The organism is Niallia sp. Man26 (assembly GCF_022049065.2).
GTDB lineage: Bacteria > Bacillota > Bacilli > Bacillales > Cytobacillaceae > Niallia.
In genome coordinates this window covers 1,889,880-1,912,320 of sequence record NZ_CP095743.1, presented here as the reverse complement: position 1 = coordinate 1,912,320, position 22,441 = coordinate 1,889,880, and the positions used below count along the sequence as shown (strand labels likewise).

General features: G+C 37.7%; 24 protein-coding genes and 1 riboswitch. Of the genes, 5 read left to right on the top strand and 19 right to left on the bottom strand.

Annotated features, from left to right (window positions below; translation table 11 throughout):
- Positions 1-16: 16 nt before the first annotated feature.
- The 6 genes from L8T27_RS09680 to L8T27_RS09655 all read right to left on the bottom strand — a co-directional run bounded on the left by L8T27_RS09680 (position 17) and on the right by L8T27_RS09655 (position 5,774).
- Positions 17-1,381 (bottom strand): DEAD/DEAH box helicase, encoded by a 1,365-nt coding sequence (locus L8T27_RS09680; protein ID WP_237941405.1) that lies wholly within the window; start codon positions 1,379-1,381, stop codon positions 17-19.
- A 176-nt stretch (positions 1,382-1,557) separates the two neighbouring features.
- Positions 1,558-2,358: an HAD family hydrolase gene (locus L8T27_RS09675; RefSeq protein ID WP_233313886.1), complete on the bottom strand. Its 801-nt coding sequence runs from the start codon at positions 2,356-2,358 to the stop codon at positions 1,558-1,560.
- A gap of 101 nt (positions 2,359-2,459) precedes the next feature.
- Positions 2,460-3,446 carry a ring-cleaving dioxygenase gene (locus L8T27_RS09670; RefSeq protein WP_233313887.1) on the bottom strand — a complete coding sequence of 329 codons (987 nt, stop codon included), beginning with the start codon at positions 3,444-3,446 and terminating at the stop codon, positions 2,460-2,462.
- A gap of 15 nt (positions 3,447-3,461) precedes the next feature.
- Complete coding sequence (locus L8T27_RS09665) at positions 3,462-3,884, bottom strand: MarR family winged helix-turn-helix transcriptional regulator (protein ID WP_237941404.1); 423 nt, start codon at positions 3,882-3,884, stop codon at positions 3,462-3,464.
- Positions 3,885-4,098: 214 nt separating this feature from the next.
- A complete protein-coding gene (locus tag L8T27_RS09660) occupies positions 4,099-4,854 on the bottom strand; it encodes an exodeoxyribonuclease III (RefSeq protein WP_237941403.1) in 756 nt (251 codons plus the stop codon).
- 146 nt (positions 4,855-5,000) lie between these two features.
- The gene (locus L8T27_RS09655) at positions 5,001-5,774 is read right to left on the bottom strand and encodes an MBL fold metallo-hydrolase (protein WP_233313890.1); all 774 of its coding nucleotides are present in this window, start codon (positions 5,772-5,774) and stop codon (positions 5,001-5,003) included.
- 138 nt (positions 5,775-5,912) lie between these two features.
- Between L8T27_RS09655 and L8T27_RS09650 the strand changes: the two genes are divergently transcribed.
- Together L8T27_RS09650 and L8T27_RS09645 are read left to right on the top strand one after the other, a co-directional pair.
- A complete protein-coding gene (locus L8T27_RS09650) occupies positions 5,913-6,494 on the top strand; it encodes a CBO0543 family protein (RefSeq protein ID WP_237941402.1) in 582 nt (193 codons plus the stop codon).
- A 102-nt stretch (positions 6,495-6,596) separates the two neighbouring features.
- The gene (locus L8T27_RS09645; protein WP_237941401.1) at positions 6,597-7,595 is read left to right on the top strand and encodes an NADPH:quinone oxidoreductase family protein; all 999 of its coding nucleotides are present in this window, start codon (positions 6,597-6,599) and stop codon (positions 7,593-7,595) included.
- Between the two features lie 25 nt (positions 7,596-7,620).
- Here the strand turns inward: L8T27_RS09645 and L8T27_RS09640 are convergent, their stop codons facing one another.
- The 3 genes from L8T27_RS09640 to L8T27_RS09630 all read right to left on the bottom strand — a co-directional run bounded on the left by L8T27_RS09640 (position 7,621) and on the right by L8T27_RS09630 (position 10,299).
- Positions 7,621-8,493, bottom strand: a complete 873-nt coding sequence (locus tag L8T27_RS09640; RefSeq protein WP_237941400.1) for an amidase — start codon at positions 8,491-8,493, stop codon at positions 7,621-7,623.
- 48 nt (positions 8,494-8,541) lie between these two features.
- Positions 8,542-8,630, bottom strand: a riboswitch (cyclic di-GMP riboswitch).
- Between the two features lie 159 nt (positions 8,631-8,789).
- Positions 8,790-9,230 (bottom strand): SRPBCC family protein, encoded by a 441-nt coding sequence (locus tag L8T27_RS09635; protein WP_237941399.1) that lies wholly within the window; start codon positions 9,228-9,230, stop codon positions 8,790-8,792.
- 112 nt (positions 9,231-9,342) lie between these two features.
- Entirely contained in the window at positions 9,343-10,299 is a 957-nt protein-coding gene (locus tag L8T27_RS09630) for a tyrosine-type recombinase/integrase (RefSeq protein WP_233313895.1), read from the bottom strand.
- 222 nt (positions 10,300-10,521) lie between these two features.
- On the opposite strand from L8T27_RS09630, the gene L8T27_RS09625 reads away from it, so the two are divergent.
- Together L8T27_RS09625 and L8T27_RS09620 are read left to right on the top strand one after the other, a co-directional pair.
- Positions 10,522-10,842 carry a DUF5658 family protein gene (locus tag L8T27_RS09625; RefSeq protein WP_237941398.1) on the top strand — a complete coding sequence of 107 codons (321 nt, stop codon included), beginning with the start codon at positions 10,522-10,524 and terminating at the stop codon, positions 10,840-10,842.
- 68 nt (positions 10,843-10,910) lie between these two features.
- On the top strand, positions 10,911-11,177 hold the full coding sequence (locus tag L8T27_RS09620) for a DUF2533 family protein (RefSeq protein ID WP_237941397.1): 267 nt from the start codon (positions 10,911-10,913) through the stop codon (positions 11,175-11,177).
- Between the two features lie 15 nt (positions 11,178-11,192).
- Here L8T27_RS09620 and L8T27_RS09615 read toward each other — a convergent pair whose 3' ends face one another.
- Positions 11,193-12,209 (bottom strand): STAS domain-containing protein, encoded by a 1,017-nt coding sequence (locus tag L8T27_RS09615; RefSeq protein ID WP_237942288.1) that lies wholly within the window; start codon positions 12,207-12,209, stop codon positions 11,193-11,195.
- A gap of 392 nt (positions 12,210-12,601) precedes the next feature.
- Here L8T27_RS09615 and L8T27_RS09610 point away from each other — a divergent pair, with 392 nt between their 5' ends.
- Positions 12,602-13,138: a ribonuclease H-like YkuK family protein gene (locus tag L8T27_RS09610; RefSeq protein WP_233313899.1), complete on the top strand. Its 537-nt coding sequence runs from the start codon at positions 12,602-12,604 to the stop codon at positions 13,136-13,138.
- A 49-nt stretch (positions 13,139-13,187) separates the two neighbouring features.
- On the opposite strand, the gene L8T27_RS09605 is transcribed toward L8T27_RS09610, so the two are convergent.
- From L8T27_RS09605 to L8T27_RS09565, 9 genes are all read right to left on the bottom strand, one after another.
- Entirely contained in the window at positions 13,188-13,958 is a 771-nt protein-coding gene (locus L8T27_RS09605) for a TerC family protein (protein ID WP_233313900.1), read from the bottom strand.
- Between the two features lie 126 nt (positions 13,959-14,084).
- Positions 14,085-15,272 carry a MalY/PatB family protein gene (locus tag L8T27_RS09600; RefSeq protein ID WP_237941396.1) on the bottom strand — a complete coding sequence of 396 codons (1,188 nt, stop codon included), beginning with the start codon at positions 15,270-15,272 and terminating at the stop codon, positions 14,085-14,087.
- 29 nt (positions 15,273-15,301) lie between these two features.
- Positions 15,302-16,051, bottom strand: coding sequence for a glucose 1-dehydrogenase (locus L8T27_RS09595; RefSeq protein WP_237941395.1), 750 nt, complete (start codon positions 16,049-16,051; stop codon positions 15,302-15,304).
- A gap of 210 nt (positions 16,052-16,261) precedes the next feature.
- On the bottom strand, positions 16,262-16,915 hold the full coding sequence (locus tag L8T27_RS09590; RefSeq protein WP_233313903.1) for a DUF1796 family putative cysteine peptidase: 654 nt from the start codon (positions 16,913-16,915) through the stop codon (positions 16,262-16,264).
- 28 nt (positions 16,916-16,943) lie between these two features.
- Complete coding sequence (locus tag L8T27_RS09585) at positions 16,944-17,573, bottom strand: DUF1796 family putative cysteine peptidase (protein WP_233313904.1); 630 nt, start codon at positions 17,571-17,573, stop codon at positions 16,944-16,946.
- 146 nt (positions 17,574-17,719) lie between these two features.
- The gene (locus L8T27_RS09580; RefSeq protein ID WP_237941394.1) at positions 17,720-18,631 is read right to left on the bottom strand and encodes an NAD-dependent epimerase/dehydratase family protein; all 912 of its coding nucleotides are present in this window, start codon (positions 18,629-18,631) and stop codon (positions 17,720-17,722) included.
- 139 nt (positions 18,632-18,770) lie between these two features.
- On the bottom strand, positions 18,771-19,928 hold the full coding sequence (locus L8T27_RS09575) for a hypothetical protein (protein ID WP_237941393.1): 1,158 nt from the start codon (positions 19,926-19,928) through the stop codon (positions 18,771-18,773).
- The gene (locus tag L8T27_RS09570; RefSeq protein ID WP_237941392.1) at positions 19,928-21,160 is read right to left on the bottom strand and encodes a glycosyltransferase family 4 protein; all 1,233 of its coding nucleotides are present in this window, start codon (positions 21,158-21,160) and stop codon (positions 19,928-19,930) included. Before L8T27_RS09570 ends, L8T27_RS09575 begins: the two co-directional genes overlap by 1 nt.
- A 37-nt stretch (positions 21,161-21,197) precedes the next feature.
- Positions 21,198-22,412, bottom strand: coding sequence for a glycosyltransferase family 4 protein (locus L8T27_RS09565; RefSeq protein WP_237941391.1), 1,215 nt, complete (start codon positions 22,410-22,412; stop codon positions 21,198-21,200).
- Positions 22,413-22,441 lie beyond the last annotated feature (29 nt).

The following is a 22,441-nucleotide window of genomic DNA, read 5'->3' as shown; positions in this document are numbered from 1 at the left end:
TAGCTCCTTTACCTTATTATTTCTTTTTAGATCTTTTTGGTTTATAGACAGCACTGCCTGTATGCCTGCTTGCATTTGAACCATTCGTACGCCCTTTTTCCTGTCTTGTTCCACTATTGCTGTTTCTTTTTCCACTATCTTGCTTTTTATTATCTTCATTCGAAGACTGTTTTTTTCTTCCTTGAACAGCTTTTGCTTTTTGCGCAGCACGGAAGCCAGTTTTCCGTTTACTGTCTGGGGCCTTTTTCTCCTGAACTTTTTTATCATCCGTCTTTTTTAATTGCTGCATTTTTTCAATGCGAATGCCAAGCTCATCTTCTATCATATCCAATGTTTGTCTGTCATCAGAAGTATATAAAGTAATCGCAAATCCTTCTAAGCCAGCTCTTCCTGTACGTCCGATTCTGTGCACATAGCTTTCTGCATCTGCTGGGATGTCATAATTGAATACATGTGAAATCCCGTCAATATCCAACCCTCTTGCTGCAACATCTGTAGCAATTAAAATTGGAAACTTTACATTACGGAAATCTTTCATCACTTGTTCACGTTTCGCTTGGGAAAGGTCACCGTGTAATTCACGGCACTCAAAGCCATTGTTTCGGAGAACTTCATACAATTTGCTTACACGTCGTTTCGTACGGCAAAAGACAACAGCCATATAAGGATTAAAGGATGTAATTAGACTCATTAATGTTCCTTGTTTCGCTCTGTCTGTTGAGTGCATCGAAAACTGTTTTACCGTTACAGCAGGACCTTGTTTTTTCTCTGCTGTTATATATTCAGCTTCTTTCATATATTTCTTGGCAAGCATTTTAATATTATCTGATATCGTTGCAGAGAACATTAAAGTTTGTCTGTTTGCTGCTGATTTACGCATTATGTATTTGACTTCCTCTAAGAAGCCGATATGAAGCATCTGGTCTGCCTCATCTAACACTAGCACTTTCAAGCGGTCGAGCTTAATGTGGCCGCGTTTCATATAATCGATTAATCTGCCTGGTGTTGCAACAACAATGGAGATATTATCCTTCATCCGATGCAGCTGCTTCTCTACATCCTGCCCGCCGTAAGCAGTGAGCACCTCTGCATAATCTGGTTTCACTTTCTCTATTTCGGCAGCAATTTGGATCGCTAGCTCTCTTGTTGGGCTGACAATCAATGCTTGAATATAGTCTGCGTCTTTTTTTAGCTTTTGTACGATTGGCAAAGCAAATGCATATGTTTTACCTGTACCAGTCTGGGCTTGTGCTATCACATCTTTTCCTTCTAAAATGGATGGAATAACCATTTTTTGAATAGGAGAAGGTTCTATTATACCTCTATTTCGCAAAAGGTTTATTGCATTATCATTGATTCCTAAGCTTTTAAAATCTGTCAATTCATATCCCTACTTTCTACTGGCTGACTTAATGTAGCCAACCATTCTTTATTTTGGCTTTTTATGATGAAAATAGCAAGTATATGTGAAGAATTCTTGACTGAAAACCTCTGTTTCTTTGTAAACTTCTCAAAAGAAAAGGAGCAATAGACCTTAGTCTATGCTCCTGGCATTGCTTAGACCAACTTTAGAATTTCGGTGACTGCATAAGCTACACCATCATCATTGTTGCTCTTAGTTATATCACTTGCTCTTCTTTTTATTTCATCAGGAGCATTTTCCATTGCAAATGATCTTGTAGACACTTCGAACTGTGTTAAATCATTGCCGCCATCTCCAAATGAGTAAATTTCATCGAATACCATTTTCTTCATGTTTTCATATCTTCTAATTGCTTTGCCTTTTTGAGCAGCACTTGAAGTGATTTCACAGTTATTTGGGAAAGAGGATGAAAAGGATACGCTGGAAATCTCTTTTAAACTATTTTTAACTGTATCAATTCGCTCAATTTCCGTTTCATTTACTACAGCTATCAATTTATATATCTTAATATCTTCCATGTCAACAATGCCTTCATAATCCTGGCTGCTGAACATTTCTTCAATTTGGTCCCATGATTTCCCTCTTAAGGAAGGTAAAGTACCTGGGAATCCTCCTCTATTTGTATAAACAAGAATACCGACGTTTAACGGCTTTAGTTTTTCTAAAAGTTCAAAGTACAATTCTTTGGAAAGAGTAGTTTCATAAAGCAGCTCCCCTGTTTCTGAATACATCATACTTCCGTTCAAACAGAAAATTGGCAGCTCCAATTCAGCGACACCAGCAACTTTAATAACGTCTGCATACTGTCTGCCTGTATTTAGAATTACTTCTATATTATTGTCCTTCATTTGTTTAATAACATTTCTATTATTCTCGGAAATCAGATGCTGGTCATCTAACAGAGTTCCGTCTAGATCAATGGATACACATTTCATTCTGTTTGCCCCCTTAAGTACTATACTCTTAGTATTATAACTTTTCGTTTCTCTAATAGACAGCCTTTTTGCCTCACAAAAAATAAGGAGAGAGCTAAAGCTCACTCCTTATTTGCATCTAGCTTTGTATCAAGGGGTTTTAATCTTGCTTCAATCTGTTCACGCTGCGGCTCTAAAAACGGCGGAAGTGCCAATGACTCTCCAAGATGATCAATATGCTCATCTGTATCAAAGCCAGGACCATCTGTTGCCAGTTCAAACAAGATACCGTTTGGTTCTCTGAAATAGAGAGATTTGAAATAGAAACGGTCTACGAAGCCTGAGTTTTGGAATCTTGATTCATTGACTTTATTGATCCATGCATACAGCTCTTCTTCATCATCGACACGGAAGGCAACATGATGGACTCCGCCTCTGCCTAGCCGCTGCACAGGCAAATCGGTTCTTTCCTCAATATGAACTTCTGCGCCAGTTCCCCCTTCTCCCGTTTCAAACACTAATACATCAGGCTGATCTTTAATAGTGGAAGGAAATTGTCCTTTTAAACGGAACCCCATTAGCTCTGTAAGCACACGTACGGTTGATTCTGTTCGGCGGACGGTCAGCTGAACTGGTCCAAGGCCGATAATTGCATGCTCTAGCGGAATTGGTCCGTTCTTCCATGGTATTCCTCCTGCTACCCCACTGTTTTGTTCATCAGAAACAAGGAAGAAACGCTGGTTTTCATAATCTCTGAACTCAAGTGTTTTCCGTCCCGCTCTTTCGAGAATGTCCCCATGAGTGACTTGCAACTCATCAAAACGGTTCACCCAATATTGTAAGGATGCATCACTCGGCACACGTAAAGAAAGTGCAGAGATACTGCTGACACCTTCTTTGTTCGGAGCAAGATTTGGAATTTCAAAGAAGGTAAGCTCTGTCCCTGGATTGCCCTTTTCATCACCATAAAAAAGATGATAAACAGATGGATCATCTTGATTTACTGTTTTTTTAATAAGGCGCATGCCTAAAGTTTTTGTGTAAAAATCATAGTTCTGCGCTGCTTTTGCTGTCATGGCTGACACGTGATGAATGCCTTTAAAGTTCATCTTAACTCCTTCTTTCTATTTCTGAATTTTTTTTAACAGATGAAGCAGCTGCTTTTTTTCCGTATCTGTTAATGCATCAAATTGAGCCGCTTGAAACATCTCTTGTTGAGGAATCACTTCGCTGTACAGCTTAGTTCCTTTTTCTGTGAGCGATACGTATTTCGTTTTCCATTCCTGTTTTCTTTCAATCAGGTTCTGCTCCTCCATCTTCTTTAAAAGCTGAGCAATATTCCCTTTTGAAACAAGTAATTTATCTGCAAGCTCTTGCTGGGAAATAGATTTATTATGACCAATTTGCGCCAGCAAATCCAGCTGTGCAACGTTCAGTCCGAATTCTTTCAAGTGCTGGTTGCTTTTTCTGTTGCTTTTGTTATAAAACCGGGAAAGCCGGAACCATAACAATACGCCTAGCTTTACATTTCTGTTTGTATTCGTCATTTTTATTCACCTAATTATGAGTTTAGCGGTAAACTTATAATCTTAGTTTATAACTAAACTGATATTTCGTCAAATACTTTTACCTTAAAAATTGGATTATTTATGAATTTATTGTATGTCTTAAACTATTATCTTCTCGATTTCTGCAGACATACATATATTCGAGCAGGAAAAATGGCCAGCGAAAAGCCCAAGCATTCAGCTTGGGCTTTCATCAAATATTTATTTGCAACATTACCGGACAATGATCACTGCCCATGACATCACAATGAATTTCTGTATCTATCAGTCTATCTTTTAAACGTTCAGACAGGATAAAATAATCGATTCTCCAGCCGATATTCCGCTCTCTCACTTTTGCCATATAAGACCACCAAGTATAAACATCACCTCTGTCTGGATACAGATAGCGGAAGCTGTCAATATAGCCTGAATCAAGCAGGCTCGTCATTTCTCCCCGCTCCTCCACTGTGAAGCCGGAATTGCCGAGATTTGATTTTGGGTTTTTTAAATCGATGGCCTGATGGGCCACATTTAAGTCCCCACAGTAGATAACCGGTTTAACGGCATCAAGTTCTTTTATATAGGTTTTTAGCTGTTTTTCCCATTCGATTCTATATCCAAGTCGGCTTAAGTCTCTTTTCGAGTTGGGTGTATACACGTTCAGCAAAAAAAATTCAGGGAATTCTAGTGTAATAGCTCTTCCTTCTAATTCCTCAAAGTCTTCCCCAATGCCGTAAGTGACACTGATTGGCTCCTGTTTTGTAAATACAGCTGTGCCGGAGTAGCCTTTTCGCTCCGCATAATTCCAAAACTGATGATAGCCTTCTAAGTCTAACTGTATTTGGCCTTCCTGCAGCTTTGATTCTTGTATACAAAATATATCTGCATCTATTTCATGAAAAAAGTCTAAGAAGCCCTTTTTTACACATGCTCTTATGCCGTTCACATTCCATGTTACTAATTTCATCTGTAATGCTCCTTATTAATAATAATCATTCTAAATTAATAGATTACCATGAAACTAGCAATCAATAAAGTAATATCCTTTTTCCAATTTAAACACAAAAAAATCTTATCCCTGTTGCTGATATGAGCATGGGATAAGATTGCCGTTTATACAACGGTTGGCGATTCAGCAAAACCAACATCATAATGGCGAATAAGCTGATAAAGACCTTTAGCAATTTGCTCTTTACCGTATAGCGGTTTTCCATGACCTGTATAAATGGTGCTTGGCTCTAGTTTTGCCAGTTTAATGATTGATTCTCTGCTTTCTGCACGGTTTGGTGTAAAGTAAGCAGGAGGTCCATGTATCTCTTCTTTTTGCGTTAATACAGCAAGTAATGACTCTTGTTTAACGGTAACAAAAGCATCTCCTGCCAGCATCAGTCCATCTTCTTTTCTGTATAACGATATATGTCCTTTCGTATGCCCTGGTGTATGAATGCCCTCCCAGCCCTGCATGAATTCTAACTCTGTGCCAGTTTCTATTTCACGTAAATTAGAGTGAAGCCCAATACCATCACGGGGATAAAACGGCGATAAAAACGACATTAGTCCTTTAACAATAAATGGTGTTGGTCTTGGATACTCCTTCTCTCCTGTTAAATATGGCATCTCCTCGTGATGGGCATATATTGGTACATCCCACTCTTTAAGCAAAACCGGCAATGCCCCGATATGATCAAAGTGGCCATGTGTTAATACGATTGCTTTTGGCTTCTTGCTGCCAAATAACGTGGAAGCATATTTCAAGATAAATTTAGCAGAATACGGCACCCCTGCATCAACCAGTACCCATTCATCTTTATTTTTGCCCAGTCCAGAAATGAATGCGATATTTGCGATAGCTGTTCTGTATCCATATACATCTGTGGCTATTTTCATGTTCGATTCTCCTTTTTCCTATTATTGTTGCCAATATTTTTGTTCTGACACTGTAATTCGATTTATTTTTTTCAGGGATACATGTAATTTTCCGTTAAAGCGAACACTAAACTTAAACACTTAATGGAGATGCTTTAAATGAATACACAGCAAAAAAGTCTGCTTGAAGAATTAAAAAAAGATGAATGGAGTCACTCTAAAGAGTGGTTTGAATATTGGCTCGGCTATTCAGGACCAGATCACTGGCAGTTTTGGATTGGACTTGCTCTTTTAATAGTGCCGTTAATTGCTTTTTTTCTATTGATAAATAAGCGTAATGCCCTCCAGCTCGGCTTCTATGGATACAATGTTCATGTGTTCTTTACCTATATCGATTTATATGGCGCTAATAATGGTTATTGGTTTTATCCATATAAGGTGCTGCCAATCCTTCCATCCAGCTTTGCATTGGACGTCTCATTTGTACCGGTGTTTTTTAGCTTCATATATCAGTGGTCTCAAGCAAAACAAAAGAATTATTATGTATGGTCAATAATATTATCTGCTGTTTTCGCATTTGTTTTAAAACCTTTGTTTGTTGCTATTGGCATGTTCGAGTTTGGCAAAGGTGCAAATTACCTTCATCTATTTATTGGCTATGTTATTGTTGCCTTAACAGCAAAATGGATGACAAATCTGTTCTTGTATTTTGAAAAAAAAGCCAAAGTTCAGCATTCCTAATTAATCAAACCAAGCTATTCTAGCACAGGTTCACTTATTCAAAATGGATGTTTTGACCAATCTGGAGAAAAAGTGTTAAGATGGCAACGAGGTGAAACGACAATGATAGATTCATTTAAAGCAGTAGTTGTAGATAAAAAAGACGAGGATTTTTCTTTAAAAGTGGACCAAGTCAGCCTAGATAACTTATCAGAAGGAAATGTTCTTATTGAGGTTCATTATTCTGGAATAAACTATAAAGATGGACTTGCAAGTGTACCAAACGGCAAAATCGTCCGTTCCTTTCCACATATTCCAGGCATTGATCTAGCAGGCATTGTAGTCTCATCTGATGATGAACGCTATCAAAAAGGCGATAAAGTTATTGCCACAAGCTATGAGATTGGCGTATCGCACAGCGGCGGATACAGTCAATATGCAAATATCCCTGCAGATTGGATTGTGCCCCTTCCAGATGGCCTTACATTAAAAGAAGCAATGATTGTTGGGACAGCAGGCTTCACTGCAGGCTTAAGCATTCAACGACTTGAAGAAAACGGCTTGACTCCTGAAAATGGCAAAGTACTCGTAACAGGTGCAACAGGTGGTGTCGGAAGCTTTGGTCTGGCAATGCTTGCAAAGCTGGGCTATAAGGTCGATGCAAGTACAGGCAAGCAATCGGAGCATACATATTTACAAACTATAGGTGCTGACAGCATCATTTCCCGCACAGATATTTATGACGGCAAGTTGAAAGCCCTTGATAAACAACAGTGGGCTGCTGCCATCGACCCTGTTGGTGGAAGCACATTAGCTGCGATCACAAGCAAGCTTCTTTATAACGGCTCGGTAGCTGTGAGCGGCTTAACAGGCGGCGGTGATGTCCCGGCAACAGTATATCCTTTTATTTTAAGAGGTGTTAATATACTGGGGATAGATTCTGTCTACTGCCCGATGGAAACAAGAAAAAAGGTTTGGAACCGAATCGCTACAGACTTAAAACCAGCTGATTTAACCCAATTTATTTCAAGTGAAGTAACGCTCGAAGAGCTTCCTTCTGTCTTGCCAACCATCTTGGAAGGCTCTGTACGCGGAAGAATAATTGTTAACATTAAAGGATAAAAAAAGGACCTTCAAGGTCCTTTTCTCATTTCATTTGCATCCATGTTTCAATATAATGGACTGCAAAGTTTATATTTTCTTGTGGATACGCTTTAGCTACCTTCGCAAGCTCACCTTTCATATAAGACTTACTCTTTTCATAAAAGCTTATATTTGCTCCCTCAGAAGACTCTCCTGTTTCAACACCAATATTGATTGCTTTGCCAAAGTCTTTCGCATATTGCACTTCTGTTTTTACAAGAGCATTAATACCATTGATTCCTGCTGCTGCATTTCTGTATGCCATAATTGTGGCAAAATCACTGTTTTTAATAGCCCATTTTGCAAGATTGCTTTTCCCATACGTATTGGCAAATGTTATTTCATCAAACCAAAAAGGAATGTCTATACTAAACTCAAGGTTTAAGTTATTGCTTAGTTGTCCGCTGCGTTTGATTAATTTTTGATATGCTAATACAACGTCAGCTCTGTCTGTATTCCATTCTTTCAAAATATATGGTTCTACATCTAGATGAACACCTGTAAAACGTTGATTTTCCGTACTGTTTTTTTGATAGCTTTTCACCCATTGAAACAAGCTGTCAGCATAACTTTGACCGCCGTCCAACGCCCATTTCGGTGCACCATCTAATGCATGAACACTGATTTTATTATTAGTCGCTTTAGTAATAAATTGTTGATATACCTTCCGTGCAACATCTTGGTCAACCTGCAAATAAACATCCGTTACCTGATTTTTCACTAGGAAACTAATGATTTTATTTTGACCAGCTGCTGATGTTAATGACCATGGATTCCAAATCCAAGTAGCATTTGTTTTACTGCTTTCTGCAGCATTTGCATTAATAGCAGGCAGCATTAATCCCACCACCAGAAAAAGAATGACTAGTTTCTTCATATATATACTTCTCCTTTTAGAAAAGCCTAGACTAATCCAAAGGAGAAGTCTGGCAGCCTGGCAGCCATTCGTTTTTACTAACGGTTAGGCCCATAGCTTTGCGTCCTTGCTTTTCAACAAGTTTGCCCTTTTCAGATGTAATTTAGTTACCTATATTATAGCTTTTCTCAATCTATTTTCCTACTACTATTATCATAGTTGTTAAATGTAAAATATGGTTATAAAGGAAGAAACAACAAAAAAAGATGTGTTTAGTTACAACACATCTTTATCTAGTTAACATAATAATATTATATTTAACCATTTTCAATTGCCTTACACACTTCAATCGTTAATTCTTGAGTGATTTCATCGAGCTTCGGCTGGAGAACACTATTTACCATTGGTGCAAACGTTCCAAACGCATTGATTTCCAAGTAGCCAGTCATCCTCGTCTCATTCACTCCGCTTTGCTCGGCTGAAAAATACCCGTTTCCCATAAACTTTTCATTTATACCAGTTAATTTAAAAGAAACCTCAGAAGGTTCTTCCCATTTAAGAATATCAACTCTTAACGAGATCTTCTTCTTTAGAATGCCTAGATCTGTCTTGAATTCCCATGTTGACACCATTTCTGAGATAAGTTGATGCTGTATATACCCTGGCACAAGCGGAGCCCAATTATCCATTGAGCGAACAAAATCCCATACTTTCTCCATTGGTGCTTTTACTATAACGCTATGTTTTCTGCTTGGCATTTACATGAACACTTCCTTCTCCATATGTCTATTATTATGCATATTCATATAGGAAGAAAGTATGTATACTGACAATAATTTTATTAGTTTACATAATATTATTATCGTAAAATTAATTAAAGTAATCTGACAGCTCCATCTCCATCGCTTTTTCTTTTTGCGCATCAGAGACATGTGTATATTTTTGAGTTGTATTTAAATTTGTATGTCCTAACAACTCTTGAATTGTTCTGATATCTCTGCCGTCCCTGACAAGATGTGTTGCAAAGCTGTGGCGAAGCTTATGGCTGGAGATAGATTTTTGTTTCCAGTTATATTCTGGATATTCGCTTTCAATCGAAGCACATATACGCTCTGTTATTTCCTGAATCCTTCTTCTTGAGATCCTTTTCCCTCTTCTGGAAATGAATAATGCATCTTCATAGCCTTTCATTGGCAGAATTCTATCTTCCTTAATATAGGCCGCCAGCTCATCATAAAGCTTTGCTGGCAAAGGAATATATCTATTTTTATTACCTTTACCTAAGACGTGCAACCCTCTTTTGCCAGATTGAATCGAGGATATGTTCAGAATATGAATCTCAGAAACCCGCAAACCAGCAAAAGCCATCAAGCCCATCATGATTTTATTTCTGCGCTGATGCTGCTTTTGGGAAACAATGCCGACCATTTCAAAATATGCTTTCAACTCATCTTTTTCTAAATAACTCGGCAGCTTTCCTTTTTGTTCTTTTGCACTTACCAGTTCAGCAGCAATGTTTTTATCGAGAAGTTCATAGTCCATTAAACATTTGAAGAAAGAGCGCAATGCTGTCAGCCGTCTATTTCTTGATGCAGCACTGTTGCCTCTTTTCGTTTTAAGCTCATTCATAAATAGAGTTATATGAAGTTTTTTTACATCCCCTAATTCTACTTTTGCTGCCTTTTTTCTTGTTATAAATTCTAAAAATAAGAAAATATCACGTATGTAGTTTTCTATTGTAAATTTGCTGTAATCTTTATTGTCCATCTCTGTTTGAAAGATAGTAATTTCATCCTCATACCAACTTGCTAATAAATTATTATCCATCTCTATATTCCACCAATCTTCGACTTTTATCTATTATTTATTATACTATATTCCTTAATAAACCGCACATAAGAGATATTATGCGCGGTAATGCAGTCAAAACTGCTACAAAAGAATGAAATTATCTTCTCCGTGTTATGACCTATTTAATTTGTTGCTATTTATTGGGATAATTAGTAAGAATAACTAGCTGTTAACTACTAGAACTAGAGGTGTTTTTTTGTGAAAATACTCTTTTTAATAATCAGTTTTTTAAATTTAGCAGATGGGTTATTAACCTATATTGGGATACAGCTTGAGCTAATAGATGAAGCAAACCCGTTAATGAGTTCTGTCTGGGAGATATCTCCTTTTTTGTTTTTAGCTTTGAAATTCTTCTTATCAATCTTACTCTTTATTTTCGCTTATACTTTTTCAACAAAACATGTAAAAACATGGACGATTATTCTCATTGTTCCCCTGTTATTATATGCAAGTATTTTCGCTGTCCATCTAACTTGGATTTCATACGTAATTAAAGTAGAAGATAATAATATTATGTAAACTAGTATTTTTCACTCTTTATCTGAGTATATAAAAAAAACTAAATTACTGTTAAAGGTGTTTTAATCATGAATGTACATAAAGCCATTACCAAACATGTTAATAAAGTGAATGTTCGTGTAATAAAGTTCCAAGCATTAGATCAGCAGCGAGAATTCATTATTGAAGAAGCAATTGCTCTCTGCAAAAACGAATATCCCTTCACTGTCGATAATATTAATGCAGTCACAGAGCAAATTAATGAATTAGCAAAACAAGGAACTATTCCAACACGAAAAATCGTTACAATTAAAATGGTTCAGGATTTTGTAAAGAAAGAAAACTCCTTATCTTAACGATAAGGAGTTTTCTTATATTATTTTCCTGCCTAGCTGTCCCAATGCATAATGAATGCCATGCTTTAACGTTTGGAAACAATCAAATTGAGATAAATTAATATTTGCCTGTGATACGACAATACTCAGTTCTGGGGAAATTCCTACTAAAATCGTTTGAATGCCAATAAGATTTGCAGCCGAACCGATTTTCTCCAAAAGACTTGCAGTATGCTGACTGATATCCCGGTCCAAACCAGTTAAGTCTAATACTAAATAGCTTGCCTTATATTGAGGTAAATTATTTAGTGTATTAGTAACAAGCAGTTCAGAACGGTCTTCATCATACTTTCCAAGGAGCGGAACAATTACGATGTCATCATGAACGGGAATAATCGGAGAAGAAATTCTTTTGACTAATTCCTTCAGCTCTTTCGTTTTTTCCTCAACAACCTGTTCTAATCGAGCAATCTGTTCGGATTCTTTTTTCCTCGCGAGCTCATGGATATTATTCGTAACAGTAATTTCTGATGGGAAGTATTCAATAATGCTGCACTCATTGCCTTCAAGCTGCTCTTGAATAATTTTGTACCAAATATTTGTGCCGAGTAATCTGGTAAATATACCAGCATAATGGGCAGCTAAATAACATCCGCCCTTCTTTTTTCCTTGCTCTACATTTATTTTATATTCCCAGCTGTCTTTAATATGAGCGGTTAAAGTTTTCGTTTGATAATTCAAATCAAAAATTTCAGCCACACCCCAGCCTGCCGATGCATATGTAGCGGTAATAAGATTCGCCGCCTCCTTCACATCTACATCCTTCATTTTTTCAAAATACTCGCCAACGACTAGACCTTGACGATAACCGGTTGCCTCAAACACTAAGTTTGAAGCCTCTTCACCAGATATTTCTTCAATCGTATCAAAAAAAGTTTTCATCGCACTAGAAATCCAAAAAAGAACAGCATCTTGCTCTTCAAACAAAAACCTGCCCTTTTCTAATTCCCACTCAAAGTGTAAACCACCAATATGAATAGAATTATTGCTCATGTAAATCCCCTTTTTCCGTTCAGTTTTCTTTTCTCTATTATTGTTATATTCACCTAGCTTATATACACTGTTTTTCATTTTTTTAAACCTGTTTCGTGAAAATTTTTAAGTGGAAATAATAGTTTATTAATCTCCTTCGTTTAGGAACGGTGCTTTATCTACTTATATTACTTCTCTAGTTGATTATTTTTAAAATAGCTGTTATTAACACTCCATTCATTTATTTTTCCTTTCCTCTTAGTTTTACTAGGCCTCCGCCAACTCCAAATGTAAAGCATTGCATACAATATGACATGGTTATGCTTGGTGCTATTTTTCAGGGGTGCTCATACAATAGTTAATGGTAAGTACTTCATTGCTTGTGTTTAGACGTTTGAAGGAGGAGCTAATGAATGGCGGCGAAAAGATGGTCAGAGATGGCATTTCAGAATCTTCAAGAAAAGTCGATGACATTTGATGTTGTTTTTCAGCGCATTTCCAATTTTATGAGAAGAAATCCACGGGGAAATTATCGCTTGATGATTGGCACTGATTCTCAGGTTCACCCTAAGCATACTACCTTTATAACGGGCATTGTAATCCAGAACAAGGGTAAAGGAGCTTGGGCATGCATTAGAAAAATAATCGTTCCCCGCAAAATGCTGGCGTTGCACGAAAAAATTTCTTATGAAACAACCTTAACAGAGGAAGTGGTGTCTCTGTTTACAGAAGAACGGAAAAACGAACTGATTGATATTGTTCTGCCATTTATATATAGTGGAGCGACATTTTCAATGGAAGGACATATAGATATTGGCAGCGGCTCAAGAAATAAAACGAGTGAGTTTGTTAATGAAATGGTTGCAAGAATTGAATCAATTGGAGTTGAACCGAAGATTAAGCCTGATTCGTTTGTAGCCTCTAGTTATGCTAATAAATATACGAAATAATTTTTTACATAAAAAAAGCCTGTCCCAAACTGGAACAAGGCTTAATTTGTTATTCTTTTGTTGATGCCACTTCTTCTGACATCTTTTTGTTTTTGTTGATGAAGTGGATGATAAACGTAATAATGAACGCAAGAATCAATATAGCAAAGAAGATATAATGATCTAATTCAAAGCCAAAGATACTTGCAAACATTTTAAGAGCAATAATGCCAATTAGCACAAATGCAGTGTTTTCCAATTCAGGCACTTTATCAATTAATACAAGGAATAGCTTCGCTACTGTTCTCATCATTAAGATTCCAAGCATTCCACCGAGAAGCAGAATCCAAATTTCTTCAGAAACAGCTAATGATGCGAGAATACTGTCAACTGAAAATGCTAAGTCCAACAATTCAACAGAAATGACCGTAGCCCAAAATGAACCAAACATCCGGACAGTCCAGCTGTCTTTTTTAATTCCCTTAGCGTCCTCATCCTTGTTGTCAAGCCAGAAATGTTTAATAACAATCCACGCAAGATAAGCGGCACCAAGGACTTTAATCCATGTGAACTTAATTAAATATACCCCAAGTCCGATAAATAGAAAGCGGAAGAAATACGCTCCAAACAATCCGTAAGTGAGTGCTTTTTTTTGCTTGTCCTTCGGTAAATCCTTGACCATAATGGCAAGTACTAACGCGTTATCTGCAGAAAGTAGTCCTTCAAGGATGATTAATGAACCAATCAATCCCCACGAAACTGGATCTGATAATACTTCTACCCACATGTCCCAATCAAAAAAGGAAGCATAAGTGGAAAGTATTTGATGTAGTATGTCCAATGAAAAAGCCCCCAAATATAAGTAATGTAATTTCGATAATGAAAATATTATACTCCTAAAAATACACAACTGCAAACCTTTAAACAGTATTTGGAAGCTTAGCCCTTGTAATGATGCCGGTGTATACTATTGTAAATCTTCGAATTCCTTTGCTATTCGATCTAACGCTGTTTGAATGAGTGAACGCGGTGATGGAATACAAATTCTCTGAAAGGCTGTGCCTTCTTCTCCGAACATACTTCCATCCTCTAACAGGACATTCGCTCTGTTATAGATGCGATCATGGACTTCTTCAGGTGTAATATTATAGGCGGAAAAATCCATCCACATAATATATGTGCCTTCTGGTATGACCACTTTCACCTTCGGCATTTTTTTGTCGATAAATTCTTTCACCATTTCCATCGTGCCGTCAATATATGTTTTCAAATCTTCGAGCCATTCTTCTCCATCGTTATAAACAGCAATAAGCGCAGATATGGTAAACGGTGATGCCATTTGGTGACCCATTGTTTTTATAAATTGTTTGCGCAGCTTTAAATTCGGAATGACCATATTTGTGCAATGAAGACCAGCAACATTGAAGGTCTTGTTGATGGCTGTACAAGTAATTAACATCTCATTATCAGCGATTTTCGCCATTGGAATGAACTTTTCATTTTTTCTGATCAAATCACCGTGAATTTCATCAGCAACGATCAATACTTGATGCTTTTTGCAAATCTCCGCTAATCTTTTCAGTTCATCTTCGCGGAAAATCCTGCCTGTTGGATTATGAGGGTTGCATAATATAAACATTTTTGTGCTGTCTTGACTTGCCTTTTCCTCAAAATCTGCAAAATCAATCGTATAATAGCTCTGCTCATCATATAGAAGAGCGTTGTTCAAAACTGTTCTGCCGTTCCCCTCAATTGCTGTTGTGAAGGGCGGATAAGCAGGACGCTGAATAATAATGCCGTCGTTAGGCTCTGTATAGGCACGGATTGCCATATTAATTGCATGAACAGTGCCAGGGCTATACACAATATGATCTTTATCGATGTCCCAATCATGTCTTTTTTTGAACCAATGCTGGATGGCTTTATAATATTCATCTGGAAAAATGGAGTAGCCGTAAATTCTGTTTTCAACTGTCTTATGCAAGGCATCAACAAGAGCCTGTGGTACTGGCAAGTCCATGTCAGCAGTGAATAAGGGAATCGTCTCTTCATCATAGCGCTCAGTGAGACCCATCTCCTTAATGAGCTTGCCGCCATCCCATTTAACCGAATATGTATTGCGCCTGTTTACTACTTCATCAAAATTATTAAGCATTATTGCACCCTCCTTGCTTTTTTTAGAAATCAATCTTCTTCATAAATCATCTTAACCGTCATCCCGCCGTCTATTGTAAGATTTGTTCCTGTGATGAAATTATTCTCTCTGTCTGTCAAAAATAGACATGCTCTAGCGATATCAGAAGGTTTACCAACTCTTTTGGATAAATGCTGCTCATGATCCACATCCCTTAATGAATTATAATGCTTCGTTTCAATCCAGCCAGGAGCAATGCTGTTAACAGCAATCCGGTCATCTGCAAGACTGTTCGCCAAAGCATGGGTAATTGCCATAATTCCGCCTTTGCTTGCACTATAGCTTTCTGTATTCGGTTCAGACATATATGCCCTTGTCGATGACATGTTCACAATTGCGCCGCCGTTTGTATTGTGCCTCATTATCTTAGCTGCCTCGCGGGAGCATAAAAATACACTCCGCAAATTTGTATTTATAATGTCATCCCATTCCTCCACAGTTAGATCATAAAAAGATTTAAACAGAGACTTGCCTGCATTATTGACTAAAATATCAATCCTGCCAAACCTCTGTTTCGTTTCTTCCATCAGCCGAATAATATCCTGTTCCTGCCTTACGTCTGTTTTAATGAAAGCTGCATTTTCAGAATAAGCTGACGCTTCAATTATTTTATTAGACGCAGCTTCATCCACATCTGCAAAAACAACCTTAGCACCTTCCTTTAAATAGTGCTCTGCAATGCTTTGACCGATTCCGTTGCTTGCGCCTGTTACGATGACGACTTGATTTGAAAATTTCATCGCTGTCTCCTTTATCCTTTTTGTTCCCATCCATTTTAGTTTTTACATTTCATTATTATTGTAATAAAGGAATCCAGACATTTCAAAAATTAACACTTTAAAATTAAATTACCTGCGATTAGATACTTAGATTTATCGTACTAATAAGGGCAATTACCTGCAAGAGATTAAAAAAAGTAAGCAAAAACGCTCCATTTAATGGAGCGTTTTTTATTCATCTAGTTCTTTAACACTAATGTTTTCAAACAAAGCTTCCCAATAATCATCATTGTTTGTCCACTTTTCGTATACAGGCATTTCCACTACTGTAACATTTTTGATTGGCCAGCTTTTCACTTCCATATCCTCTCTGTCATTATGATTGACGACCAGTATATGAAACTGATTTTTCACAATATCAGACAAGACAGCTTGCAGCTGAAGTGTATCTGAAAATGATGCTTCTGTCCTAACAAATAACAAGCGTTCTCCTTCATCAAAGAATTTTAACATTCTTTCCACACGTCTATCTACCTTCTGTTTTACCTTTGAATATTCCGGAAAGTTTGTAAATGTATTGCTGTCTGCTCGAAAATCATGGCTGGAAACAATATTGTAAGCGGTATCTGTAATGACTAAATGTGGATCTGTAGAGTTGATGCCTGTCGAGTACTCTCCAGTTGCTTTTAGGTTATGAAGTTCCATATATCCTGAAAATCTGTTAGCCAGCAGTCTAGTAACATCTGGCAGGTTATTTGAAGCCATCCAGTCCAGCGGCCCTGCAAATGGACGCAAATTAAATTTACGCAATTGGATGCTTGCCAAGCACAAATCTCCTAAACTGAAAATAGCGTCATATGTTCCTTTCATATCTTGTACACTCATATACTCTAAGTCTCCTTTATACATGCCTTCATTTCGGACGAATAGAAATTCCATCGAAAATTTGTTGCCAGTGATGATTATTTCCATCCCATATATCTTCATTTGGCAGCCATATAGAACAAACATTATCAATATTGCATTCTTGCACAATAAGATCAGAAACTGGATAGTGATTAACGACTAATAGTGTAAAGTCACCTTTGACAACCTCACGAAGTGCGGATTGGAGTTCAATAATTTCTTCAATGGATGCTACTGACCGAATGAATAAGATACGTTTATCAGTCTGTACACTCTGAATGAATCTGGTGATTCTTCTGTAGTACTTCTCCTTAACAAACGGCAAATCCATCAGATTATCAATCGTATTCCTGTCTGTTTTAAAATCATGGTTAAAGCTGATGATATTATCAATATCATATACAAGCAAATCGGAGTCTGAAGCATATCCAGTAGTGACTAGGTTCTCTTCTGCAAGAAAACCGGTAAAATAAGTGCGAATCAGCTTGGCTACATTGTGCACATACCTTATCCCTACCCAATCTAGCGGACCGGCAAATGGCCTGAGATGAAACTGTCTCATTTTCATGGCTGGCAGGCAGTTTTCACCTAAACTATAAATAGCATCATATTCACCTTTAATTTCATGAAGCTTCATGTACATACTCCTTTTAATAACACTAGTGTGCCATTATCAAAATGAAAACTCATAGAGGCAAACAGGTGATGGAAGAGGGGGCTAGCAGCATACGACTATAAACTGAATTTTACAAGGAAAAGGAAACACAATATGGAGAATGGTTATTAATTATTATAATAATGATAGGTTTTTTGTAAACCTTCACTTATGCTGTACTCCGGTTTCCATCCAAGCTGTTCACAGCATTTTTCATTTAAAAGACAGCTGTGTTTAATATCACCTGTCCGGCTGGTAACATGAATGGTTTCTAGACTGTCTGGATGAAGTTCTAATAGAATCTCAGCAAGTTGATTAATGCTTGTTGGCTTATTTGTACTTACATGAAAAATATTATTGCTGCCGCTTGTCATTGCTGCGATGTTTGCTTTCACAACATCCTCAACAAATACGAAATCTCGTGTCTGTTTTCCATCTCCATGGATTTTTAAACAGCTTCCTTCTTTAATCCTGTCCATAAAAACGGCAATAACACCGCCTTCTCCTTTGGCAGTTTGTCTTGGACCGTATACATTTCCATAGCGCAGGATGGTGAAATCCAGTCCATATAATACTTGGTAAAGTTGAATATACTGTTCAGCAGATAATTTAGATAATCCATAATAGGAAATTGGTGATGTACGATCGTGTTCTTCAATCGTTTCTTTTTGAAGATTGCCATACACTGCAGATGTAGAGGAAAAAATAATTTTTTTCACATTTGCTTTCCGGCATCCTTCCAATATATTAATAGTGCCGTTGATATTGATATCTGCATCTTCACATGGATTGTTAATCGATCTTGTAACATCTGCCTGTGCTGCTAGATGGAATACGAATGCAGGTTTTTCGGCTTCGATTATTGCTTGCGCCCTTTCACTGCGGATATCCACTTCATGCAATACCACATTGGGATGTTCAGGGAAATAATGGCCTGACGAATAATTATCCAGTATATGAACTTCATATCCCTCTTTTAATAAATAATCTGTTAAATGAGAGCCGATAAAACCTGCTCCACCAGTAACTGCTACTTTCATCCTTCTGCTCCTCTACTCATTTTTAATAGCTTATGATATTCGAGTGTTCCGTGTATATGGCGGGTGACCATACTGAGCCAAAAATGGACATCTCCTTATAAGAAAAAAGCGAATGGCGACAAACCATCCGCTAAAAAACTCATAATTTTTCTGATGGTATCTTGTTGATTGCCGTTGTGTCAGGGATTCTATAATTAATTGGTAATGCCGAAGTTATTTCATCTACATAACGTCTATCCACGAAGGCTTTTTTTGTATGTCCCCTTTTTTCAAACAAATCATCATAGTTGTCACTAGACATCTCATCAAATATTTTTATCATGCGGGAGTTAGGAAGGTGATAATCAGCTGGTAAAGCTGCTACGATTTTATCAAATATTGTCCGGTCCACAAAGAACGGCTTTGCTCCCGGCTTTTTAACAAAAAGAGATTTATAGACGTCACTTGACATCTTAGAGAAAACCTCTAATGTTCCGATATTAGGAAGAAGATAGTCTTGAGGTAGCACTTCACCAAGTCGGTCCATAATATGATTATCAATAAATAACGGCTTTGCTGCGGTATTAGCAGGGGAGTTCCTAATAAATAAATGTTGATACGCATCTGCCTTCATCGGCTGAAAAACAGATATCGATTTTTCGTTTGGCATGTTGTAATCCGAAGGAAGAACAGAATTGATTTTTTCCCACACTCTTTGCCGTTCTTCCTGCCTTTTCTGCTCCTCTAGCTTTTTCTGCGCTTCGAGTTTTTGCTGCTCTTCAAGCTTTTTCTGCGCTTCGAGTCTTTGCTGTGTCTCGAGCTTTTGTTGTGTTTCCAGCTTCCGCTGTGCCTCAAGCTTCTGCTGTGTTTCGAGCATATGCTGTTTCTCAAGCTTTTGTTGTGTATCCAGCTTCTGCTGTGCCTCAAGCCTTTGTTGTGTTTCGAGCTTCTGCTGTGTTTCAAGCTTTTGTTGTGTTTCGAGCTTCTGCTGGTTCTTACGACTTTGTTGTGCCTCTAATCTTTGTTGTGTTTCAAGTCTTTGTTGCTCTACTACTCTCTGGTACTGTTCTAATCTTTTTTGCTGTTCTAATTTTCGTTGCTTTTCCTGCTCTCGCTGCTGTTCGAACCATTTTTGATAATTCTGCCACTGTTGATGTTGACGCCATTGCAGCGGTCTTTGTGTTTTTTTAGCCTTCTTTTCATCTGTATGATTATTTGTGTTTTCTTCTTTATTAAGATCATTCGTCTTGTCCACATCTTCCTTTTTTACAGAAAAGGGGAGAATTTTATGGATGTTCTGTTTCCAAGGAAACTTCATTACCTTCCTTCCTCCCTCCCTTTTGCTAACGCAAGCTCATACACTTCCAGAATACTTTTAGCTCCTTTAGATAATGACCAATGCTCTAGTCCCCATACTCTTGCATTATTTCCAATAATGGATTGAAATTCAGGCGTACTTAACAGCAGCTGCAACAAACCGTATAATGCATCTACATCTTCAGCCGGATAGATCAAACCTGTCACCCCGTCCTCAACCATTTCAGGAAGTCCTCCTGCATCACTTACAATGGCAGGCTTTCCGGCAATTTGTGCTTCTACCAGTGACAGTGGCTGATTTTCCAATAGACTAGGAAATACATAAATATCGGACTGGGAAACTAGATACGGGACATCACTCCGATTCCCAAAGAAAAATACATCATCCTCCAATCCTAGTTCTATTACTTGTTTTTCCAATTCCTTCTGTTTATCGCCTTCCCCAATAATCCAACAAACCCAATCGTCTCTGTCTTCCTTAAGCTTACCTAAGGCAGCAATTAAATGATGTACACCTTTCATTTCAATAAGGCGCCCCGTATAGGTAATAATTGTTTTATCTTCAGGAAGTAACAGTGATTCATTTACCTTTTGTGTTTCCAAAAGGAATGTATCAGTGTCAAAACCATAGTGCAGCACCTTTATTTGCTCTTCTGGCACTTGGAACTCCTCTGTTAGAATTTTTTTCATCCAGTTGTTTGCTACAATTGTATACGCCGCAGCAGTAGCACCAACCTTTTCCATTTCATCATAATAGGCTCGAGCCATATAACCGGTAGATGATTTATGCATTCCTTTCAGCTGGTGTCTAATTTCATGCGCCACTGAACCATGGAGTGTCGCAACTAACACGGTTCCCTCTGGCAACACTCTTGCAAGGCTTGCAGTTGCAATGACATCCTGTGTGTGGATGACATCGTATTCTGCAAGTCCAAGATAAGCCGCTGAAAGTTCAAAAACATAGCGCTGAAATTCAGTGTATTTCACTAGTGCATTAGCATGGATCTCTGGATATGCTTCTTCTGTCAGCTTCGCTTCGAGCAATGGCATGATTTTTTCTTTCTCAATGGAGATATCTTTATTGTAGATATATACAACACTTGTATCTTCATTAAACCCGAGCAGGTCTACTTCATGCCCGAGTTTTTCTAATTCTCTTTTTTGTTGTTCCATATAATGCCAGACTCCTCCGACATGGGGAATGGGCCAATAGGTTGCTAATAGTATTTTCATATTTTTCGATTCTCCTTTACTGTAATATTTCTAAGTCTTAAGGGGTGGTTGCTTGGCGATAAATCGCCATAATATTCTCCACTCCAGTTTCTAAGGACCAATGCTTTAGTCCCCATTGCTTGGCGTTAGCTCCAAGAAACGTTTGGTATTGCTTATTTACTAAAAGCATATAAAGACTGTTCCGAAGCTCTTCGACATTCCCTTTTGGAACAATCAATCCTGTTAACCCATGTGTAATCATTTCAGGGAGTCCCCCTGCATCGCTCACAATACATGCTTTGCCGACAATCTGTGCTTCAATAACAGATAATGGCTGGTTTTCGATCATGCTTGGCAAAACATAGACATCTGCCCTAGATAGAAACTGCGGGATGTCTTCTCGTTTTCCAAAGAATACAATCATATCTCCCAAACCAGCTTCTGCTGCTTGAAGCTTAAGTTCATTCAGCTTTTCACCTTCTCCTACAATCCAGCATACCCAATTCGATAAAGAACCTCTGAGCTGTTTTAATGCTTCAATTAATACGTGCACACCTTTCAATGCAACTAGTCTTCCAGTAAAAAGAATTACTTGTTTCCCAATTGGTTTTGTTATGCTCCTATCCTGCGGATCGATTCTGTTCAAAAAATCTTCTATATCAAATCCATAATGAAGGACAGTCATTTGCTCTGCTGGTACATGAAATTCATTGATGAGAATATCCTTAAGCCAATTGTTTGCAACAATTGTTACATCAGCAGAAGTTGCTCCTAAATACTCCAATTCATCGAAATACGTACAGCCTATTTGGGATGTTGCTGTAACATGTTCATAGAGAAGATGATCTTTCATTTCGTGTGCAACTGAACCATGCAAGGTTGCAATTAACTTAGGTCCATTCAACTGCAGCTTCCCAAAGCTAGTTGTTGAAAACACATCCTGTGTATGAATGATATCGTACTTAAGCAAATCGAGACTGGAAATGGCAATTTCATATCCAATCCGGTGTTTTTCACAATAAGTGACAACTGGATCTGCCATATACGGTTTATGCTGGATGCTTGCTAAACGGCTGTTTATTTCTACTTGTAAATCATCATTAAAAATCTTTTTTTCTTCTGATACAAAATATGTGTACTTATGCAATTCTCCGTACCCTAATAAATCTACTTCATGACCTAATACCTCAAGTCGTTTTTTTAATTGGTTCATATAATTCCATACTCCTCCGACATGTGGAACGATCCAGTATGTCGCAAGCAGGATTTTCATATATACAGCCCCTTTCCGCTTTGTCTCTT

Bases quoted from the DNA above. Each gene is read 5' to 3' on its own strand.
- L8T27_RS09630 (WP_233313895.1), bottom strand. From the start codon at position 10,299: ATGGATAATAATTTATTAGCAAGTTGGTATGAGGATGAAATTACTATC.
- L8T27_RS09600 (WP_237941396.1), bottom strand. From the start codon at position 15,272: ATGCTTAATAATTTTGATGAAGTAGTAAACAGGCGCAATACATATTCG.
- L8T27_RS09665 (WP_237941404.1), bottom strand. From the start codon at position 3,884: ATGACGAATACAAACAGAAATGTAAAGCTAGGCGTATTGTTATGGTTC.
- L8T27_RS09565 (WP_237941391.1), bottom strand. From the start codon at position 22,412: ATGAAAATCCTGCTTGCGACATACTGGATCGTTCCACATGTCGGAGGA.
- L8T27_RS09655 (WP_233313890.1), bottom strand. From the start codon at position 5,774: ATGAAAATAGCCACAGATGTATATGGATACAGAACAGCTATCGCAAAT.
- L8T27_RS09670 (WP_233313887.1), bottom strand. From the start codon at position 3,446: ATGAACTTTAAAGGCATTCATCACGTGTCAGCCATGACAGCAAAAGCA.
- L8T27_RS09650 (WP_237941402.1), top strand. From the start codon at position 5,913: ATGAATACACAGCAAAAAAGTCTGCTTGAAGAATTAAAAAAAGATGAA.
- L8T27_RS09610 (WP_233313899.1), top strand. From the start codon at position 12,602: ATGGCGGCGAAAAGATGGTCAGAGATGGCATTTCAGAATCTTCAAGAA.
- L8T27_RS09615 (WP_237942288.1), bottom strand. From the start codon at position 12,209: ATGAGCAATAATTCTATTCATATTGGTGGTTTACACTTTGAGTGGGAA.
- L8T27_RS09620 (WP_237941397.1), top strand. From the start codon at position 10,911: ATGAATGTACATAAAGCCATTACCAAACATGTTAATAAAGTGAATGTT.
- L8T27_RS09635 (WP_237941399.1), bottom strand. From the start codon at position 9,230: ATGCCAAGCAGAAAACATAGCGTTATAGTAAAAGCACCAATGGAGAAA.
- L8T27_RS09675 (WP_233313886.1), bottom strand. From the start codon at position 2,358: ATGAAATGTGTATCCATTGATCTAGACGGAACTCTGTTAGATGACCAG.
- L8T27_RS09660 (WP_237941403.1), bottom strand. From the start codon at position 4,854: ATGAAATTAGTAACATGGAATGTGAACGGCATAAGAGCATGTGTAAAA.
- L8T27_RS09645 (WP_237941401.1), top strand. From the start codon at position 6,597: ATGATAGATTCATTTAAAGCAGTAGTTGTAGATAAAAAAGACGAGGAT.
- L8T27_RS09575 (WP_237941393.1), bottom strand. From the start codon at position 19,928: ATGAAGTTTCCTTGGAAACAGAACATCCATAAAATTCTCCCCTTTTCT.
- L8T27_RS09640 (WP_237941400.1), bottom strand. From the start codon at position 8,493: ATGAAGAAACTAGTCATTCTTTTTCTGGTGGTGGGATTAATGCTGCCT.
- L8T27_RS09590 (WP_233313903.1), bottom strand. From the start codon at position 16,915: ATGAGTGTACAAGATATGAAAGGAACATATGACGCTATTTTCAGTTTA.
- L8T27_RS09580 (WP_237941394.1), bottom strand. From the start codon at position 18,631: ATGAAAGTAGCAGTTACTGGTGGAGCAGGTTTTATCGGCTCTCATTTA.
- L8T27_RS09585 (WP_233313904.1), bottom strand. From the start codon at position 17,573: ATGAAGCTTCATGAAATTAAAGGTGAATATGATGCTATTTATAGTTTA.
- L8T27_RS09595 (WP_237941395.1), bottom strand. From the start codon at position 16,051: ATGAAATTTTCAAATCAAGTCGTCATCGTAACAGGCGCAAGCAACGGA.
- L8T27_RS09570 (WP_237941392.1), bottom strand. From the start codon at position 21,160: ATGAAAATACTATTAGCAACCTATTGGCCCATTCCCCATGTCGGAGGA.